Annotated in this window: 15 protein-coding genes; 11 read left to right on the top strand and 4 right to left on the bottom strand. The window is 35.0% G+C overall.

Going from position 1 to position 19,245, the window contains the following annotated elements; translation table 11 throughout:
• Positions 1 to 17: 17 nt before the first annotated feature.
• Positions 18 to 920 carry a magnesium transporter CorA family protein gene (locus BMY50_RS26205; protein WP_093332320.1) on the top strand — a complete coding sequence of 301 codons (903 nt, stop codon included), beginning with the start codon at positions 18 to 20 and terminating at the stop codon, positions 918 to 920.
• Here BMY50_RS26205 and BMY50_RS26210 read toward each other — a convergent pair.
• Positions 915 to 1,925: a ketoacyl-ACP synthase III gene (locus BMY50_RS26210; protein WP_093332323.1), complete on the bottom strand. Its 1,011-nt coding sequence runs from the start codon at positions 1,923 to 1,925 to the stop codon at positions 915 to 917. The genes BMY50_RS26205 and BMY50_RS26210 overlap by 6 nt on opposite strands.
• 281 nt (positions 1,926 to 2,206) lie before the next feature.
• Entirely contained in the window at positions 2,207 to 3,949 is a 1,743-nt protein-coding gene (locus BMY50_RS26215) for a sensor histidine kinase (RefSeq protein ID WP_093332326.1), read from the bottom strand.
• Between the two features lie 295 nt (positions 3,950 to 4,244).
• Between BMY50_RS26215 and BMY50_RS26220 the strand changes: the two genes are divergently transcribed.
• Positions 4,245 to 4,412 carry a twin-arginine translocase TatA/TatE family subunit gene (locus BMY50_RS26220; RefSeq protein ID WP_093332331.1) on the top strand — a complete coding sequence of 56 codons (168 nt, stop codon included), beginning with the start codon at positions 4,245 to 4,247 and terminating at the stop codon, positions 4,410 to 4,412.
• Between the two features lie 103 nt (positions 4,413 to 4,515).
• Here the strand turns inward: BMY50_RS26220 and BMY50_RS26225 are convergent, their stop codons facing one another.
• On the bottom strand, positions 4,516 to 5,709 hold the full coding sequence (locus tag BMY50_RS26225) for a polysaccharide pyruvyl transferase family protein (RefSeq protein ID WP_093332339.1): 1,194 nt from the start codon (positions 5,707 to 5,709) through the stop codon (positions 4,516 to 4,518).
• A 3-nt stretch (positions 5,710 to 5,712) separates the two neighbouring features.
• Positions 5,713 to 7,245: an oligosaccharide flippase family protein gene (locus tag BMY50_RS26230; RefSeq protein ID WP_093332343.1), complete on the bottom strand. Its 1,533-nt coding sequence runs from the start codon at positions 7,243 to 7,245 to the stop codon at positions 5,713 to 5,715.
• 183 nt (positions 7,246 to 7,428) lie between these two features.
• Between BMY50_RS26230 and BMY50_RS26235 the strand changes: the two genes are divergently transcribed.
• From BMY50_RS26235 to glmS, 9 genes are all read left to right on the top strand, one after another.
• Positions 7,429 to 8,355: a glycosyltransferase family 2 protein gene (locus BMY50_RS26235; protein ID WP_093332346.1), complete on the top strand. Its 927-nt coding sequence runs from the start codon at positions 7,429 to 7,431 to the stop codon at positions 8,353 to 8,355.
• An 18-nt stretch (positions 8,356 to 8,373) separates the two neighbouring features.
• Positions 8,374 to 9,438 carry a glycosyltransferase gene (locus BMY50_RS26240; protein ID WP_093332349.1) on the top strand — a complete coding sequence of 355 codons (1,065 nt, stop codon included), beginning with the start codon at positions 8,374 to 8,376 and terminating at the stop codon, positions 9,436 to 9,438.
• Positions 9,439 to 9,446: 8 nt separating this feature from the next.
• Positions 9,447 to 10,649, top strand: coding sequence for a glycosyltransferase family 4 protein (locus BMY50_RS26245; protein WP_093332353.1), 1,203 nt, complete (start codon positions 9,447 to 9,449; stop codon positions 10,647 to 10,649).
• The gene (locus tag BMY50_RS26250) at positions 10,618 to 11,859 is read left to right on the top strand and encodes an O-antigen ligase family protein (protein WP_093332355.1); all 1,242 of its coding nucleotides are present in this window, start codon (positions 10,618 to 10,620) and stop codon (positions 11,857 to 11,859) included. Before BMY50_RS26245 ends, BMY50_RS26250 begins: the two co-directional genes overlap by 32 nt.
• Positions 11,860 to 12,846, top strand: a complete 987-nt coding sequence (locus tag BMY50_RS26255) for a glycosyltransferase family 4 protein (RefSeq protein ID WP_093332359.1) — start codon at positions 11,860 to 11,862, stop codon at positions 12,844 to 12,846.
• Between the two features lie 29 nt (positions 12,847 to 12,875).
• Entirely contained in the window at positions 12,876 to 14,636 is a 1,761-nt protein-coding gene (locus tag BMY50_RS26260) for a right-handed parallel beta-helix repeat-containing protein (RefSeq protein WP_162276678.1), read from the top strand.
• Positions 14,637 to 14,646: 10 nt separating this feature from the next.
• Complete coding sequence (locus BMY50_RS26265) at positions 14,647 to 15,564, top strand: glycosyltransferase (protein ID WP_093332531.1); 918 nt, start codon at positions 14,647 to 14,649, stop codon at positions 15,562 to 15,564.
• Between the two features lie 17 nt (positions 15,565 to 15,581).
• Positions 15,582 to 16,526: a sugar transferase gene (locus BMY50_RS26270; protein ID WP_238383897.1), complete on the top strand. Its 945-nt coding sequence runs from the start codon at positions 15,582 to 15,584 to the stop codon at positions 16,524 to 16,526.
• A 677-nt stretch (positions 16,527 to 17,203) separates the two neighbouring features.
• On the top strand, positions 17,204 to 19,039 hold the full coding sequence (gene glmS / locus BMY50_RS26275; RefSeq protein WP_093332362.1) for a glutamine--fructose-6-phosphate transaminase (isomerizing): 1,836 nt from the start codon (positions 17,204 to 17,206) through the stop codon (positions 19,037 to 19,039).
• The last annotated feature ends 206 nt before the right edge of the window (positions 19,040 to 19,245 follow it).

The raw sequence follows: 19,245 nt of genomic DNA on the forward strand, positions 1-19,245 counted from the left end.
ATCTTAAATAGATCTAAATGGAAAGAATATTTGCCTCAAAAACATCACAAGGGTTTGATTGGATTGATTTGACAGATCCTACAACAGAAGAAATACAGGCAATTGCCAAACAATTCTCATTACATGAAACATCAATTAAAGACTGCATGCAACCCGATCATTTGCCAAAATATGAGACTGTTGATAATTATACCTTTATTATATTTAGGGTATTTACTAAACAAGCCATAAGCGAGGCTGATACCATACAAGAACTAACAAATAAAATAGCCTTATTTTTCACATCAGAATATATGATTACCGTTCACAGATCGGAGCAGCCCTTAATAGATGAAGTAAAGGCAAAAGCGATCGATGAGATAGGCTGCAAAGACACGCTGTGCTTGCTTAATAGACTTATTAGAGCTGCATTACTTACCTTTGAAGAACCGAGCATGAAGCTTTCCAAATCGTTAGATTATTTTGAAGAGAACGTTTTTTTAAAACAACGAAAAGCCCCAATTTTGAGAGGCTTATATTATGTAAAAAGAAAAGTAGATGTTATGAGAAGGCTTCTTATCTTATCGTATGAAATAATTGATAAAATAGATACTCCTAAACAACGTAATATCTATACGCGCGATTTACGCGATTTATATATACGTATGCAAAATATTTACGATAATTTATCTGAAAACACAGCACAATTACTTTCAGCTTATTTTTCTATTGCCTCTCATCGCACCAATGAGATTATGCGTGTACTTACCATTTTCTCTGTTTTCTTCATGCCTTTGACATTCGTGGTGGGGGTATATGGCATGAATTTTCATTTTATGCCAGAGCTAGATTGGTATTTTGGATATCCATTAATCATGCTCGTAATGGCTATTATAACCTTGGCTATTTATGCCTGGTTCAAGAAAAAGGGGTGGTTATAGATTTTTAGAAATTTCGATTAGTCCTGCAGACCAAGACAGACCTACTCCAAAACCTGCGATAATAATAGTAGCGCTTTGGCTTTCCATATCTTGATTACTATAATTTTTGAGCGCAATTGGAATCGTTGACGAAACCGTATTCCCCCCTTCTCTTAAATTAATATAAAATTTGGAAACAGGTAATAGTAGCCTTTCTCGCATCACCTTTAGCATGTGTGCATTTGCCTGATGGAAAATAAATTGTCCTACATCTTCTTTATTGATCTCATTAAATTTTAATACTTCTTCTATAAAAGGAGGTATTACAGTGCTAGTAAATCTAAAAATTTCTGGGCCATTCATATATAGGTTATTTTCGGTATAAATGTTACCTCTACCATATATGTGCTCAATGGCCTGACCGTTAACAGGGAATTTGGTACCTCCATTTTTTACAATGAGTTTGTTGAAGCCTTTACCATCCGTACCAAATTTAAATCGATAAATTCCATTTTCGGCAGTAGCGGAAACCAACGAAGCTGTAGCGGCATCTCCAAATATGGCTCTGTTAGACCTATCTTTTTTATTAATATATTTCGAGTAGGTATCTGTTGTAACTAATAACACCTGATTTGCTTGTCCGCTTTCTATAAAGGCCTTTGCCATGCTTAGTCCATAGGTATAGCCAGAGCAACCTAAATTAAAGTCAAAAGCGCCTACTGTCTTTTTAAGCCCCAAGCGATCTTGTAAAATGCAAGCGGTGGAGGGCATAATATATTCAGGACTTTGTGTGCAATAAAGCACGTAGTCTATCTGCGTTTTATCAATACGTTTAAAAAGCTTTTGGCAAGCTCTCTCCGCTAAATCAAGCGCAGTTTCTCCTGTTGCTGCGATGTAACGGCTGCTGATACCAATTTTAAATTCAAACTTAGAAAAATCGTAATCCGGAAATTCCTCACTAAGATCTTGGTTGGTAATTTTTTTCTCAGGAAAGTAATATTCTATAGCCTGTACTCTAGCCCCCATAAAAGGTTTTATGTTAACATTTTTTTAATAAAGAGTGCAAACCTACTCCTTTTCGTCGTAATTTTCACAAAACAGCATTAGAAAATTACATACCGGTGGCGATAATTTTTCGGCTAAAATGAAACACTAAAATGGTTTTTGGTTCAATAACCGAGCTAACGGTAGCAAATAAAAAGCTAAAATCTAAATAAGACAATAAAACACAGAAAAGAAAAAATTCTCTGAAAATGGAAAAAATTTAAATTAAAAAAGCATTCAAGCGATACAGATATTCAATCTGATCATACATTTGCAGATTTATAAGGAATGCGGAAACTGAAAGCAGAGCCTTTTCGCTCCTCGCTCTTAACTGTAATTGCACCTTGCTGAAGCTTAATTAAATGATAACAGATATAAAGACCTAATCCAGTGCCTGGCCTATTATTTTCTCTGGAAGCCTGGTAATATTTTGTAAAAAGCTTGGATTGCTTGTCAAGAGGAATTCCAATTCCTGTATCTTTTATCGTCACGGTTAATTCCTCCATATCTGCACGTTCACCAGTTGTTAAACTACAGTTTACTTCTACTCCTCCTTCATCCGTGTATTTAATAGCATTACCTAACAAATTAATGATAATCTGCTTCAGCCTGAATGGATCTCCATAGACCATGTTATCTTGTGGGCCTTCAAAATGGAGAGTTAACGATATATTTTTCCTTATCGTAATAAATCTCATGGTTTCAATAGTCTCATTGATCTCATGATAAGGTGTAAATGAAACGATCTTAAGTACCTCTGATGGCTGGCTTTCCATCTTGGTCATGTCTAAAATATCGTTCACAGTTTCCATTAACATATCGGAAGATGTTTTAATGGAACTAACCATTCTACTTTGTTCTTCCGTAAGATTTGTATTTTTAATCAAATAAACAAAGCCTGTGATGGCGGTTAAAGGATTTCGTATTTCATGGCTCATTGTTGCTAACATCTCCGATTTCTGCTCAGCCAAAGCAATAGCCCGAGTGTTTTCGGCTTTATATTGATTTTCTGCTTTACTAGCTTTTTTAATATAAACAAGCAGTAAAACGACAAAGATAAGCACCATAATGATTGCTGTTATGGTAAAGGTATCCAATTCGTTTACTGCCGCTTCATACTCTGCTAATGTTTCCTGCTGGTTTTGCTCCCAACTGTCAAGATAATTATCCTTTATCTGATCTATGAGTTGGCGCAATTGAGTAATGAGCGATAAATTTGAAGAAATAAGTTGTTGTTGAGATTCAGCGAGTAGATTATGCTCTTTACTTAGCTTTTCTAAAAGCTTCCTCTGCCCACGCTCATTTCGTGATTGAAGTTCTCTGTAAATTGAATCTCTAATAGCATTCTCTCTAGTTACCGTTAAAAACTTTGTCCGTAATGAATCTTCGCCCGGGACAAATACATTCTGCAACCTTTTGAAAAAGCCTTTTTTCTTAACAGCCGAAGCTACTTCCTGTATAATAGTATCTTGAGCCGCTTTACGTTCTGTATCTCTGCTAGATCTTGTAGTTGTTCTTGTTTTATTTTTTCCTATAAATTTATCTTCCGTCGTAATCGTTAATAACGAATCAAAATTCTTTTTTAGGGCAAATACTTTTAGTGACAGATCCAGTTTTCCATCCAAGGATTTCTTAAAGTCCTCTTCATTTTTAATATCAACATCTGAAGTAGATACCGTCTGATATTCTTTTAAAATTCTTTCTATCTGCTTAAAAACCTCTAATAATTTGTTCTGGTATTCTCCCAGTTTATCACCGTAACCATACAAACTGGCCTGCTGAAAATCATTCTCTGCACTATTTAGTTCAAGCAATATATTGCTGATTTCGCCTGTTTCTGGAGGAGCCTTTAGTTTATTGCTCAAATGATTCAGTCTTTCTGATAGAGAATGCCGAAGTGACAGAGAGCCTGCTGTTATTAAAAAAATAAAAATCAAGAAAATAACGAGAAGTTTCTGTAAGATACCTGTTGTTTTACCTTGATCTTTTTTCTTACCTATTGTCATCGTTTATTTATTATTTTCGTTGCTTGCATGCTGCCAAGCTTTGGTGCAGAAATTTACGTCTCCAGTAGCTACGTTTAAAATAAAACCCTATATATTCAAATGACATGCTCCTTCTACAGTAGTGCAGCTATTTAGACATATAGCATTTATATTAGGCGCTAATTCACATATTTTTTTCTACGGGAATTAAAATAATATAGGATAAATGTATCAAAGAAGCAATCCTAATGCATTTCTAATCGTTTTCTAATGTCTGCTTCTATAACTTGGCAAAGTTAAAACTAAAAATCGTAATATGCTTCATACAATTTTGTTAGGTGTTATAGGTGGACCAGAACTCGCTGTAATTATTTTAGCACTCATTATTCTATTTGGTGGAAAAAAAATACCTGAGCTCATGCGTGGTTTGGGCCAAAAAATAATGAGTCCTTCTTATTTTTTTTGTAGCCTCATACCCGTTTAAAACGGGCATATGTAAATCCATTAGAATTAATGGCGTAAGAGAATTCAAAGAGGGTCAATCAGAGACCTCAAAGGATGATAAATCAACACAAGCTGAAGAAGGATCAATCAGGCATCAATAACTTCTTCATATATTCAAACGATTTTTCAATTTCTTGAAATTGGATATCTCTTGCCTGCACTAGCTTTTCCTTCGAAATATTAATCGCAATATTGAATTGCTCAGATAGAGAATCAATTTTTACAATTTTATCAATACCGTCTATTCCCCAGGTATTGAGGTAGCTATTTAGTTTGGTTACATTTACGCCCACATAAGGAACGGCGTAACTCATTGCTGTGATGGCCCCGTGCAAACTAGTGCCTATGTAACATTTTGAATTAGCAATTAAATACATAATATCCCATATGTTGACCTCTTCGAAAAAGTGGCCGGTATTTTCAAGGTATGGTAAAATTTTCTGCAATGCTTCGTCATCATTATGATTGGAAGCCTTTCCGATGGGACATAAACAAATTTCAGTTTGGGTTTGGTTATAAATTGCATTCAGCTGATTCGCAATCTGTTCTTCTTGATTCTTAGCATGGTTTCTATTTATTTGAAAAAACACATAATTGCCTACATTCTTCTCAACGTAAGATTTTACGTCAGCCGAAACAAGCGTTTCTAGCACCTCATTCGGATAAAATTTTGCCATTAAGATAGCGGAATCAGGGAATAGTTTCGTTGGAATATCCAGCCGATCCATATTGCCCTTTGTTACCTTATCTCTCACAGAAAAATAATCGACCTGCTGTAACTTTTTTCTTAAACCTTTTACTTTTTTAAAAATACTATCAGGAATTTCTGATCCACCTAATGAATTAAATATTACATGATCTACGCTCTTAAAATCATCACTATTAAAAACAAAAGGTAATTCTGTTTGCCCTTTTAATATGTTTTTTGCAAACTTATTCAGATCTATAAACTTTTCGAAATGGTGTTGATATCTTCTTATTATTTTATATTTTTTATTTAAAGCAACCAGTAATGAATGCCAAGTTACAGCGATTGATTCTCCTCCTGCTACAATAATATTTGCTCGCTGTGTTCCGCTTTCACAGCTTTCATAAAATTGCTGTATACTTTTGGTTGGCTTGCCTCCTAATGAACTTAGATCACTTTCAACGATTCCAAAATATTCTATATCCAGGGCGCTTGAATACGTCTTCAGCTGCTGCTCTATAATAATTGGGAAAAGTAAATCTCCATAGTTAAATCTATCAAAGGCACCTATTATCAATATTTTGTTCATATACTACTTTTTTATGAGTTTTGCTTTCAGTTTCTTGGCAAAGTTGTTTAATAATATTTTTTCGTCGTCTGCTAAACCGAATAAATAAACAGTTATAGCAAAAAGCATACTACTTATTGGCAACGTAATTAAAAATCGCAAAGGATGCTGTATATACGATGTAATTAACCAAGCAGAAACTACAATTACAGCGATTGGGATTATTTCTTTTACTATTACCCTCGAAAAATAACCTTTTATAGATAATCCGCCTGTATGTTTTAAGAAAAAGAGTCTTAATACACATGCGATGAGTTCTATGATGGCGTAGCTGATAATAACTGTATATACCGGAAAATCTAATTTTAAACATATATAAGCAATTGGTAGATTAAGAAGTAAAACAGAGCCAATTACGATTTGATACTTTTTAATATCACCAATAGCCTGAGCAGCAGATTGAAGTCCGATAGTAAATTGATTAATAAGAGTAGCTATTAATATTAGTTGGCAAAATTCAACGGTATTAGGCGGAACATTCTTTAGCCATAATGTTAATAAAGGTGTCATTTCAAAGCAACATGGAATAGCTACAATGGCTAGCAGAAAAAAACTGAATTTACTTGCCATCATTGATAAGCGAAACATGCGTTCACGATCGTTTGCACCCTCGCTTTTCATAATTTGAGGGTTTAAAGCCCTCAATAAAGTAGCAGAGAAAAAATTCAACTGAGCGGCCACTTGATTAGCAATACCATATGCTGCATTTATTACCGCTCCAATAAACATATTTAATAAAATAGCCAGTCCTTGCGTTCTGCCTATTGTACATAATGTGCCGAATAAGTTCCATCCAGCGAAAGACGTTAATTCTTTCAACAAGACGCTGTCTTTCTTTACCATTAGACCTACCAGCGAACAATCATTGTATTTCTTTAAACAATAAACCGCATAAAGAAGAAAAATCACAATACTTACACTAGCGGTAAGCACCCCGTAAACTATCAATTTATCAAACGACACCACACTCAATATCAAGGCAATACCTAACTTAAGAAGTGTCTCGATAATATTTACCAAGGCTACCCAAAGCATATTTTCATGCGCAATCAGTACGCCATTAAAAGGAACTACAATAACATTAAAAAATACTGTTGCTGACATAAAATGAAAAATAGTTTTAGTAGCTGACAATCTTGCTTGAGGGATATTCAATGCTCCATTAAACAAAAAAAAACCGGCTATCTCTAATCCTAACACGACAATAGCACCAATAACCAAATGTAGCAGTAAACTGTTACTGAAGACTTTTTGCTGCATAGGCAAATCATTGGTTCCCTGATAATAAGAGAGAAAACGTTGTGTTGACGATGCCATTGTTGTATTTAGAAAAGAAAGCATTACAACAATTCCAGCCACTAAGTTATAAATTCCATAATCTGTACTCCCCAGTGCATTAAGCACTACCCGTGTTGTATAAAGTGTAATACCAGTCGTAATTAACATTCTGGCATATAATACGGAAGTATTAATAGCTACTCTATTCGCTGCGTTCATTCATTTTTATATCTTGAAAATTGTACTTTCGTAAAAGTACTATTTGTAGCTGTAAAGATCAGCATAATGGCAATGAATAGTAAAAATCATGCCGTTACTTCCCTTTTCCTAAAAATATTCTTAAAAAAACAGAATATTATTGGACTAAAAATTGTTAGTATGGTTGAAACAATTAAAATATAAATGATCAAATTCTCTATATGTATACCTGCTTATAAAAGCCTTTACCTCCGTGCATGCATTGAAAGTATTTTGAAACAAACGTTAACGGACTTCGAATTGATTATTTTAAATGATTGTTCCCCTGAGCCAGTTGACGCAATAGTGCAACAATTTGGGGACATAAGGATAAAATATTTCAAGAATGACCAGAATGTTGGCGCTATTGACTTAGTCAAAAATTGGAATAAATGTCTTTCTTTAGCTGCTGGAGAATATATTATGATCATGGGAGATGATGACTTACTGGCTCCCGATTATTTAGAAGAATTTTCAAAACTTATTGACTTATATCCAGCCCTTCATGTATTTCATTGCAGAACCAGGATTATTAACGATGCGGGTGAAACGATTATGTTTACCCCGGCTCACCCAGCTTTTGAACATGTTTATGATAGTATTTGGCACCGACTGGAGCAATATCGATCGAACTATATATCAGATTTTGTTTATCATGCCGCAAGTTTAAGAAAGCAAGGAGGTTTTTTTTATCTACCTTTAGCTTGGGGTTCTGATGATATAACGGCCTTTATGGCATCTCATAAAAAAGGTATTGCACATACAAACAAGCCTATCTTTTATTACCGAAGCAATGCATTATCTATTACATCCACCGGGAATGACCTTTATAAGATGGCAGCCAATGTGGGCTACAGCAAATGGCTAGAAAATTTTCTTACCGAAAAGCCGGCAGACGAAGATGATTTAGTTATTCGTCAACATTTGATAAAGAATCAAAATAGATTAATGCAGAAACGGAAACGATATACCATGATACTATCTATGCGATCGAATAGGTTTAAAAAAATCGTTTTTTGGTATAAAAATCGTAAACAATTTGGCATCAATGCAAAGGATATTTTAATAAGCGCCATCAAAAGTCTGTCTTAAAACAGGAAAAATTTATATATGAACATTATTTTCAATCCGCCCGATAACGATGAAAACAAATATATAGCTAATATGGTTGGCCCTTTGAGAGAAGAGGGGTTTAAAATTTTCGCACTTGATAGTTTTCTCTCTTCCTTGCAGCATTACAGATCTATTAAACTTGTACATATAAATTGGTTCGAAAATGTAGATGATAGTAGTTTTTTTATCGCTCTAAGAAGCTTTATGAGAAAATTAGTAGTGTTACTGGCGATTAAGCTAGGCAATAAAAAATTGGTTTGGACCATGCACAATAGAACTTCGCATGAAACGGGGTTGAGTTTTTTCAGTCGAACACTTATGTATTTATTAATACGCGGTGCTGATAAGATTATTGTTCACAGCAAGGTATCAAAAGCAGTATTGAACGAGTACGTGAAAAACGCTGATCGGAAGGCGGTTTATCTGCCGCATCCAAATTTCATTGGATCTTACGGTCCTATACCTACCGTAGAGAGAGCTGATTTAGAAGATAAAAGGCTCAATCTATTATTTCTTGGAACGATTAAGCCTTATAAAAATATTGAATTATTAATAAATATAGCCAAAAAATTCCCGTCAAGTGTGCAGCTTACCATTGCCGGTAAGCCGAACTCTAAAAACTATTATGAAAAACTCCATAAATTAGCTCAGCGAGAAGAAAACATTCATTTAGCCCTTCGTTTTATTGCTGATGATGAGATTCCTACGATCTTGTCTGCATCTGATTTGCTCGTCCTTCCCTATGATATCAAAAGTAGCTTAAACTCAGGTACAGTAATTTTAGCTTTTTCCTATAAAAAGTCGGTGATATGTCCTATCATCGGAACTATAAGTGATTTGGAAAACGAAGAGAAATATGTATTAGGTTATTTGTATAACAATGTTCAAGAACACGAGCAATCGTTGATGAAGAGTATAGAGCGGGCTATTGAAATGAAATCAAGTGATCCTTATATTTTTGATTTTTTTGGAAATCATTTATTTGATTACGTTCAAAAATATTATAACAAAGAATTAATAGGCAAACACCTTAGCTCCATTTACAAAGAATTGTTAAGTTAGGAAACAACATGAAAATACTCTATATAAATGCGCTTTACAGTCCGCTCATTAAAGGTGGAGCAGAAATTTCGTTGAAAGTGCTAGTAGAAGGTATGCAAGCGAGAGGACATGAAGTAGTTGTTTTAAGCTTAAAACCAGAAGAAGGACTGATCAACGAAACGATAGATGGTGTGAAAGTGTATAGAGCGGGTTTAAAAAATGCTTATTGGCCTTTTTATAACATTAAACCTGGTAAAATTAGTCGTTTGCTATGGCATATCCGAGACCGCTATAACGCTGCCATGCGAGATGTAGTAAAGAAGGTGATAGAAATAGAGCAGCCAGATGTTGTTTCATGCCATAATTTAGTTGGATGGAGTATTGCTGTTTGGGATGAAATTAAGAAAGCCAATATCCCGCTTGTGCAAGTATTGCATGACCTTTACCTCCTATGTCCAAATAGTGATATGTATAAAGATAATCGATCGTGTGATAAACAATGCTTTCAATGCTCTTTACTACGTAACCAACACAGGTCGCTATCTAATCAAGTAAATGCTGTTGTTGGTATCAGTAAATTTATTCTTAAAAGATTTACTGACTTTCATTATTTTCAAGAGGCAAAAAAACATGTTATCTACAATTCGCGCAATATACCTGAATCATCTATACCCAAAGATCGGACAATAGGGCAACCATTACGCGTTGGTTATATTGGGACCTTGGCAGAAAAAAAAGGTATAGAATGGTTAATTGATCAATTTAATAAAATTGAAGTAGATGTTAGCCTCGTTATAGCAGGCGGCGGACAAAAAGCTTATGAAACAAATCTCCGATCAATTAACAGAAATCCAAAAATTTCGTTTATTGGTTATGTTGATCCTGCCCAATTTTATAAACAAATTGATGTTTTAGTAGTTCCATCATTATGGCAAGAACCGCTGGGCATGGTGGCTATTGAAGCGTTAGCGTATTATGTTCCTGTTATTGCAAATGCAATTGGCGGCCTGCAAGAAACGGTTATTCATGAACATAATGGTTTGCTTTGCCATGATGAAGAACAAGATTCTTTAGGACTTGCCATACTGCGCCTTTGGCAAGATGTAGATTTATACAACCATCTGATGAAAAACACAAGGAGATCAGTATCACGAATTCTTAGTCAGCAACGGATGATTGATGAATATTTAGAAGTTTTATATGGAGTACACCAGTCGACCAAGTCAAAATAAATCTATATTTAGCACCGCTATATTTGGCGGGCCTTTAAACTTTTCTGAAGCACTTTTTTGCATCAGTCTATGCGCTATGTTTTTGCCTGTAAAAGTTTACCCTGCGGTTTATCTTTTAAGTTCGATCATATTTATTGCTGATGGTTTAATGAATAATCCATCATCGTTAAAGAGCTTTTCAAAAAATATGTGGCTACTGTTTTTAGGTATCTTTACAGTATATGCAACGCTAAGTTTCTTTATCCATTACAAAGGTGAGGTTTATTTAGCCTCCAGTTTCTTGAAACTACTCATTAATTTCTTGTTTTTAGCAGCTAGTACCTTTTGGCTTTCCAATCGAAACAACCAAAATCTTCTACGATCATCAGACATTACATTACTCTTTATTTTTTTGTTATGCCTGGCTCAGCTTCTATATTACCATAAAGCTTTTCATTTTCATTTAATTTACGGCTCTGAGTCTTCCGGAAAAGCCAGTACATTATACAACAAAGCTCTTTATTTTTGGGGTTTAGATGACAAGAATATGTTCGGAGCAAGATTGGCTCTAATGGGATTTGCTTATATATTGATACCTATTATCCGTTTCAATCGATTGGTATGGTGGCGGATAATTTTTGTTTTTCTATTAGGATATCTTTCCCTGTCAAGAACCCCTATTGTTGCCCTCATTATTGGTGTTTTCTTTTTAATCTGGATAGTCTCCAAGAAATATACAAGAATTGCCTTGGTAGTAATAAGTATGAGCAGCTTACCCTTCGTAGCACAAAAATTAATCCGTATAGACAACCTAATGGCATCTAATGATGGCATGGGAGTAAGGATTACCTATTGGAAAGCTTTTTTTAAGCATTTCACTGACATTTCGCCGTTAGGTAACGGCTTTTTACAAGGCAATAAGTTCCTGGAACAATACGCTGCTTTTTATCACGGGGAACCGCATCTACATAATACTTTTATGTCGTGTTATTTAGAGTTTGGAGTCATCGGTTTTTTATCCTACACATTGTTTATTATTTATTTTTATCGTTTTTGTCTATTAAAAAATAAATCCACATTCTTTTGGTTGGCAGCATTTTTGCCCTTGCTGGCCATTATGATGATACTGTATTCGGGCTACGACAATGATATCATTATATACTTAACGCTGATGTATCTGCTTGGTAGTATTAAACAGATTGATCTGACGCAAATAAAAATGAGAATCTGAATGAAAAAAAACGTTTTAATAGATAATAGATGGGCAGGAGACACTGGTATTGGGAGATTGTACAAAGAAGTAATGATGAGAAAACCTGTTGAGGTAGATACATCATTTGTTAAAAGCCGGTTAAGTTTGGGTAGTATTTACACGCCCATCATGTTGGCTCAAGCAATCAAGTCGTCTTCTGCCGACATATTTTATAGCCCTTCTTTCATGCCGCCTTTGTACTCCAATATCCCGTTCGTTTTTACTGTTCACGATTTAATGCACTTATTCTATTATTCCGGTTTTCACAAAATCTATTATAAACAGGTTATAGGAAGATTAGCGAAAAAGGCAAAAAAAATAATTACTGTTTCTCATTTCAGCAAACATCAATTGGTGGATTTATTAGGAATAAATGAGAACATCATTACAGTGATTTATAACGGTGTAGACGACAACTTTTTATTAAACAACGAAAAATATGAGATGGAGAATCCCTATCTCCTTTATGTTGGAAATAGAAGAAAGAATAAGAATATACCTGCCATGCTGAGGGCTTTTGCTAATGCCAGCATACCAAATGAAATTGTTTTGGCATTAACAGGCAATGAGGATCAGCTCTTGGGAGAGGAGATAAATAAACTTGGCATAAGACAACGGGTGAAATTTTTAGGTTTTATTCCAGACGAAGAATTACCAAAACTATATAAAGGCGCATTAGCAACACTTTATGTATCATTAATGGAGGGGTTTGGGCTTCCTATTATCGAATCCATGGCATCAGGCACTCCAGTATTAACTTCAAATATAAGCTCATTGCCCGAAATTGCAGGAGACGCAGCGCTTTGTGTTAATCCACTTGATATTGCTGCAATAACAGATGGCATCGAGCGGTTAGTAAGTGACTCATCCCTTTATCAGTATTACGTGCTTGAAGGAAAAAAAAGAGCGCTAGATTTTAAATGGCAAGATACCGCATCACACACATGGGAAACTATCCTTTATTAATTTCATTAATTCTCTTATTCAAATTTATAATGAGTAACTTATTAATATTCAAAAAAGGAAAAATCTATCTACTGCTAATAAACATCAGTTTATTAGCTTTAACATTAAATTCTTGCAACATTTCAACCTCTGAGAAATCTAAAAGATCCACTGAAGAGATCACGTCAAAAAAATATCAAACGTTAAATGTAAAAAATTTCGAAGCGAAGGGTGACGGAATTGTCGATGACACAAAACCTATTCAAGCAGCCATAAATGCCGCCAAAAATGGGGATACTGTTCTTATTCCTGAAGGTCACTTTAAAGTGCAAACTTTAATCTTAAAATCCGATATTTCCATCAAAGGTGTAGGATTACTTAAACAATATCTTGCTGCAGACACGCAAAATTATTCAAGGCGTATACAAAACTCGTCGACACCGCTTTTCTTCGGACGTAATTTAAAAAATGTATCGCTAAATTTTAGAGCAGAAACAAGAAATGAGGCTTTATATATCTCTAAAAGTAATCACATAAAAATCAGCTATACGAATATCAAAGGAAATGCTAAAAAGATAAAATCGTTTCCAGCATTGTTATTCTATGAGTGCAATAGCATCCAGATTGATCATTCAAATGTAAGTGGTTATGGATCTCCCCGCCTATCGGCAAAAACTTATCAGGCAGGCACCGCCATTCGACTACTATCTTGCACCAATATTACTATTGAGGGGAATAAATTGCAATATAATGGGGAAAACGGAATTTTCATGCATGGTAGTTCTTCAGCTCTTATTAATAATAATCTCATCTCTCATAATGGCATGAGTGCTATACAGATAGGTTTTGGAAAAACAAAAAAAGAAAGAGACTTTATTATTAGTAATAATATACTTGAACATAATGCTGCTGATGCTATTGACATTAACAATAAAATAACACCAGCTCCTTTGGTTATTGACTGTTTTATTAAGAATAATAAAAGCTTCCATAATGGATTTGTTAATGGAGAATCTACGGTAGATGGGTCTGGATTAGCTACGCTAGTTAATGTTAGTGGGGTAACGATTACAGACAATGAGTCAAACAAATCTAATAGGCCAGCGCTTTATTTAGATAACTGTGGTGATATTATAGCAAAACATAATAAAAGTGACAATAAGGTAGAGATTGTGAATGGCTTTAATAAGATAACATTACAAGAGAACGTTTTTGATGCTATCACCATACTGGCCCATGTTAAAGGTAAGTCTCTACATGCCATTGGAAATGAAATGCGCACCTTACTTTTGCCCAATTCAATAAGTATTGATTCGCTTGTACTTCAAGAGAATAAATTAATGAATGCCAGCTTAAACATTAATATGCAAGGGAACTTATTAATGAATAAAAACATAATCAACAGTAATGCTCCTAGTGGCGCGATATTATTAGTGAACATCAACAGCGCACAGTTAGATCAAAATCAAATAAAAAGCACACGTTTTTATGCGATTACTATACGTAAGATGGCCAAAAAGGTAAATTTGCGTCATAATGTTATCCAATCCGTAGATGCTTGTATCTACGATGAGGGTGCAGAAAATCTCACTCTTTTCCGCAATAAATTACATTCGATTTCTGGCGGAAAACTTAATCGCACATTTATCAGCAAAAATCCAAATCATTTAAAAATGAAGCAAAATGAACATGTAGGAGGAAAATCAGATAATTCGATACGATTTGAGGGGACAGGGATAGCCTTTCTTTCAAAAGAAAAAATCATCAGCGGTTATCCAGATTATGGCAAAGTTGTTATTAAAAAATTCTAGCCAACCTCTTATGAAGACTATTTTATATATTCCAACTTTAAATGCTGGGGCCAAATGGCAGGAGGCGTTATTGGCTATCAGCAAGCAGACATTAAAACCTACGAAGAAAATAATTATTGATTCCGGCTCTATCGATGGAACGCTAGATCCAGCGCTCATCGAGGGGTTCGAGGTCGTTAAAATTGACAAGAGAGATTTTGACCACGGTGGGACGAGGCAAATGGCAATTAGCCTATTTCCTGATGCAGATGTGTATATATTTCTGACCCAAGATGCTATCTTAGCGACCCCAAATGCGTTAGAAAATTTGATAAAACCTTTTATTGATGATCCATCTATTGGGGTCGCTTATGGCCGTCAGCTTCCACATAAAGGAGCAAAAGCCCTTGAAGCACACCCCCGCTTATTTAATTACCCAGCAAGCCCCCAGATAAGGAGCCTAACAAATGTTCAACAATATGGCATAAAAACAATCTCTTGCTCGAATTCATTCGCTGCATACAGGAAAACCGCTTTTCAGGAAGCCGGTGGTTTTCCCTCTGGAACTATTCTAGGCGAAGATGTAATAGCCGCTGGAAACATTCTTCTAAATAACTGGCGACTGGCCTATGTATCCACTGCTGCTGTTTATCATTCTCACGATTATACAATACAGGAAGAATTTAAGCGATATTTTGATATTGGCGTTTTTCATGCAACTAATAAATGGATATTTGATCACTTTGGGCATGCTGAAAGCGAAGGATTAAAATATGTGAAATCAGAGCTGAATTACGTTGTTAAACATAATGTATTACAAATACCCAAAGCTATTTTATCAATTGTAGCTAAATGGTTAGGGTACAAAATAGGATTATTGCACTCAAAGCTGCCAACAGCTCTAAGCAAAAAATTTTCCATGCATAAAGCATATTGGCTCAAGCGATAAACAGTCATAATTTATGATTGAAAGCTGAAAATCAATATATAATTCATCATCAATCTACACTATCTGTAGAAGAAATTCCCCATATATTTCACTGTTTTTTAGTCTCAAAACCAGAAAAAAGCCCATTAAACACCAATAAAACACATTTTGATTTAATGGCATATTTCTTGGCTTTAAGTAAACAGAAACTAGAAAACAAGAAAGACATGTTAAGAGATTCGCAAATACAAGAAATAAATAAAGTCTCAAGGGTAGAGCAAAGCATGGTTATGCCTAACGTGATGTTAAAGACTACTTTCTCTAACTTGATAGAACACAACTTTGTTCATTACGCAGACTTTCCTTTAATCTTGATAAATAAAGGTGAGGCTATAGATATCAGCACTAAGTTCTTTAAAAGGTGCTTTGATATTTTGTTCTCCCTTACAGCAATGATACTTGGTGCGCCAGTTTTTTTATTGGTTGCTGCTTTGACTAAATTAACCTCAAGAGGTCCCGTTTTTTATAAACAAGAACGTATGGGGCTTAACGAAATACCCTTCTATATCTACAAATTTAGAAGTATGCGTGTGAACGCAGAAAAAGCTGGCCCTCAATTGGCGAAAGATAACGATCCTCGAATTACTAAGTGGGGTAAGTTTATACGTAAGACGCGTTTAGATGAGCTACCTCAATTTTGGAACGTGTTAAAAGGAGACATGTCTGTTGTAGGACCGAGACCAGAACGTGCACACTTTATTGAACAAATTGTAAGTAAAGCACCGAACTATAAAAAACTGTTAACAATAAAACCAGGTATCACGTCTATTGGTCAAGTAAATTTCGGTTATGCACAAACAATTGATGAAATGTGCGAACGGATGCTCTTAGATTTGCAATATCTTCAAGGCATTAATTTCTTCTCCGATATAAGCATAATTTTTAAGACAGTTAAGGTAATGTTTCAAGGAAAGGGAAAATAAAACCTTTGCTACAAAATAGTCTTGGTGAAAGGCGCTTAAAGAGAGTTTAAGCGCCTTTTTCTTTTAATATTTACGCGTGTAAATCAACACAATTAGACATTGTTTTTGCAATTATTAGCAAGCGTCCTAACTGTGATAATTAATACATGAAGAGTCAAAGAAGTACGTATACTATCTATTCGGCGATGTCTACAGGTGTCATTAACACAACAATTGAAGGATTAAAAATCCTACAAAATCGCTTTCAAAATTTCAGTTATATATTTATACCTGTATAAGGCCAACAGCGTCATATAATGCCATTCAATTTAGGAGACTCTATCCTTGAACAAAATATTTTACAGCTTTCATTTATTTACACCCTCATTTTTTTTAAGGTTTATTGAATGAATTATGGCCTGAATTGAAGGGCTCTTTGAAATAAAGGGCCTTCAAAAAGGACATTGAGAAATATGCAAAAGCCAGTTGAATATATTGCCTATTCATTAATGAAACATCTATAAAATTTCTTTAAAGAAATTGCCAAGCAGTAACCCGTTATTATTAAATTTATCAATATTATCCAGTTTCACTGTAATAAAAATAACGTGCAATCGGTTGCGTATTCTTTTTAATTATCATATTTTAGACCCATTATTTTTTTTAACCAATACATCATCTATTTAAAACAGTAATTTATGTGCGGAATTGTAGGTTATATAGGGCATCGCAATGCCTGGGAAATTATTATTAAAGGCCTAAAAAGGTTGGAATATCGTGGTTATGATAGTGCCGGTGTTGCTCTTGTAAATGGCAACATGAATATTTATAAAAAAACGGGAAAAGTAAGCGATCTAGAAAATTTTGCTGATAGTGCGGATTTAGCAGGAAGCTTAGGTATGGGACATACAAGATGGGCCACTCACGGTGAACCAAGTGATAGGAATGCACATCCACACTTATCTAGAAATCAAAAATTAGCCATTGTACATAATGGTATTATAGAAAATTATGCTTCTATTAAAGAGATGCTTATACAAAAAGGGCATACTTTTACAAGCGATACAGATACAGAGGTACTCATTAAATTAATTGAACAAATACAGCTAGAAGGAGAAACGGACCTGCGAGATGCAGTACGAATGGCTTTAACACATGTAACCGGTGCTTTTGCAATTGTAATTGCAAGTCAAGAAGAACCTGATTTATTAATTGCAGCTCGAAAAGGCAGTCCTATGGTAATAGGAATAGGTGAAGATGAGTACTTTATTGCTTCTGATGCTTCTCCTATTGTTGAATATACTAAACAAGTATATTATCCAGAGGACAATGTTTTGGTCTATCTGAACAGAGACCAGATGGAAATAAGAGATTTGACAAATCTTGAGTTAACTCCTTATATTCAAGAATTAGAACTTGAACTTGAAGCAATAGAAAAAGGCGGTTATGAGCACTTTATGCTAAAGGAAATACATGAACAACCTCGATCAATAGCCAATTGTATGCGCGGTCGAATTTACGCCGATGAAGCGCGTATCAATTTAGGAGGTATAAGCGAGTACGCTGTTAAACTAGCGCAAGCAAAAAGGATTATAATTGTTTCTTGCGGCACGTCTTGGCACGCAGGATTGGTTGGAGAGTATTTAATTGAAGAATATGCACGTATACCTGTCGAAGTAGAATACGCTTCCGAGTTTAGATACAGAAATCCTATTATCAGTGAAGAAGATGTTGTCATAGCCATCTCACAATCTGGCGAAACAGCGGATACAATGGCAGCAATTGAATTGGCAAAGAAAGCTGGAGCTACCATTTTGGGAATATGCAACGTGGTAGGTTCATCTATTCCCAGGTTATCACATGCTGGTATGTACACGCATGCTGGCCCAGAAATAGGGGTAGCTTCTACCAAAGCTTTCACTGCTCAAGTCACAGCCCTCACCTTGCTTTCTTTATATATTGCCAGACAGCGAGGCACGCTTCCGGCTTCAAAAATAGCTACACTTTTAGCTCAATTGCAAAAAACACCGCAGCTTATCAAGGAATGCCTGAAAAACGAACCGCTTGTTAAACAAATAGCATATGAAATAAAGGATAGCACAAACTGTTTATTTTTAGGTCGCGGCATTAATTTTCCTGTTGCATTAGAGGGCGCTTTAAAACTGAAAGAAATATCCTACATACATGCAGAGGGCTATCCAGCTGCTGAAATGAAACATGGTCCTATCGCGTTAATAGACGAGCAAATGCCTGTCGTTGTTATCGCCACCAAAGATTCGTCCTACGATAAAATTATCAGTAACATACAAGAAGTGAAAGCCCGTAAAGGTAAGATAACGGCGATTGTGACAGAAGGGGATACCATTATTAGTGAAATAGCAGATTATATTATTGAAATTCCTCTTTGTGAAGAGGCACTCACACCTATATTGGCCACTATACCTCTCCAGTTATTATCCTATCATATTGCCGTTATGAGGGGTTGTAACGTAGATCAACCAAGAAACTTAGCTAAATCAGTTACCGTAGAATAGTAGTTTATTGAAGCGTCCAGCACAAGTACCCGTAGAACCACCAACGGGTACTTTTTTGTGCATAGACTATTCACACATGAAAAACGTCGATTTGAATAAGTTTATAAACTTTTGATAAAAATACATTTTATTTTTTATTTCAATGCAAATTATTCAAATTTTTTTTTTAATTGTTTTCTTATTTACAAAAATAGGACGTTTAAACA

Source organism: Olivibacter domesticus (assembly GCF_900109575.1).
Taxonomy (GTDB): domain Bacteria; phylum Bacteroidota; class Bacteroidia; order Sphingobacteriales; family Sphingobacteriaceae; genus Olivibacter; species Olivibacter domesticus.

What these genes read in the sequence shown, in the direction of transcription:
- BMY50_RS26205 (WP_093332320.1), top strand. Translation starts at nt 18, where the DNA reads ATGGAAAGAATATTTGCCTCAAAAACATCACAAGGGTTTGATTGGATT.
- BMY50_RS26210 (WP_093332323.1), bottom strand. Translation starts at nt 1,925, where the DNA reads ATGGGGGCTAGAGTACAGGCTATAGAATATTACTTTCCTGAGAAAAAA.
- BMY50_RS26215 (WP_093332326.1), bottom strand. Translation starts at nt 3,949, where the DNA reads ATGACAATAGGTAAGAAAAAAGATCAAGGTAAAACAACAGGTATCTTA.
- BMY50_RS26220 (WP_093332331.1), top strand. Translation starts at nt 4,245, where the DNA reads ATGCTTCATACAATTTTGTTAGGTGTTATAGGTGGACCAGAACTCGCT.
- BMY50_RS26225 (WP_093332339.1), bottom strand. Translation starts at nt 5,709, where the DNA reads ATGAACAAAATATTGATAATAGGTGCCTTTGATAGATTTAACTATGGA.
- BMY50_RS26230 (WP_093332343.1), bottom strand. Translation starts at nt 7,245, where the DNA reads ATGAACGCAGCGAATAGAGTAGCTATTAATACTTCCGTATTATATGCC.
- BMY50_RS26235 (WP_093332346.1), top strand. Translation starts at nt 7,429, where the DNA reads ATGATCAAATTCTCTATATGTATACCTGCTTATAAAAGCCTTTACCTC.
- BMY50_RS26240 (WP_093332349.1), top strand. Translation starts at nt 8,374, where the DNA reads ATGAACATTATTTTCAATCCGCCCGATAACGATGAAAACAAATATATA.
- BMY50_RS26245 (WP_093332353.1), top strand. Translation starts at nt 9,447, where the DNA reads ATGAAAATACTCTATATAAATGCGCTTTACAGTCCGCTCATTAAAGGT.
- BMY50_RS26250 (WP_093332355.1), top strand. Translation starts at nt 10,618, where the DNA reads ATGGAGTACACCAGTCGACCAAGTCAAAATAAATCTATATTTAGCACC.
- BMY50_RS26255 (WP_093332359.1), top strand. Translation starts at nt 11,860, where the DNA reads ATGAAAAAAAACGTTTTAATAGATAATAGATGGGCAGGAGACACTGGT.
- BMY50_RS26260 (WP_162276678.1), top strand. Translation starts at nt 12,876, where the DNA reads ATGAGTAACTTATTAATATTCAAAAAAGGAAAAATCTATCTACTGCTA.
- BMY50_RS26265 (WP_093332531.1), top strand. Translation starts at nt 14,647, where the DNA reads ATGAAGACTATTTTATATATTCCAACTTTAAATGCTGGGGCCAAATGG.
- glmS (WP_093332362.1), top strand. Translation starts at nt 17,204, where the DNA reads ATGTGCGGAATTGTAGGTTATATAGGGCATCGCAATGCCTGGGAAATT.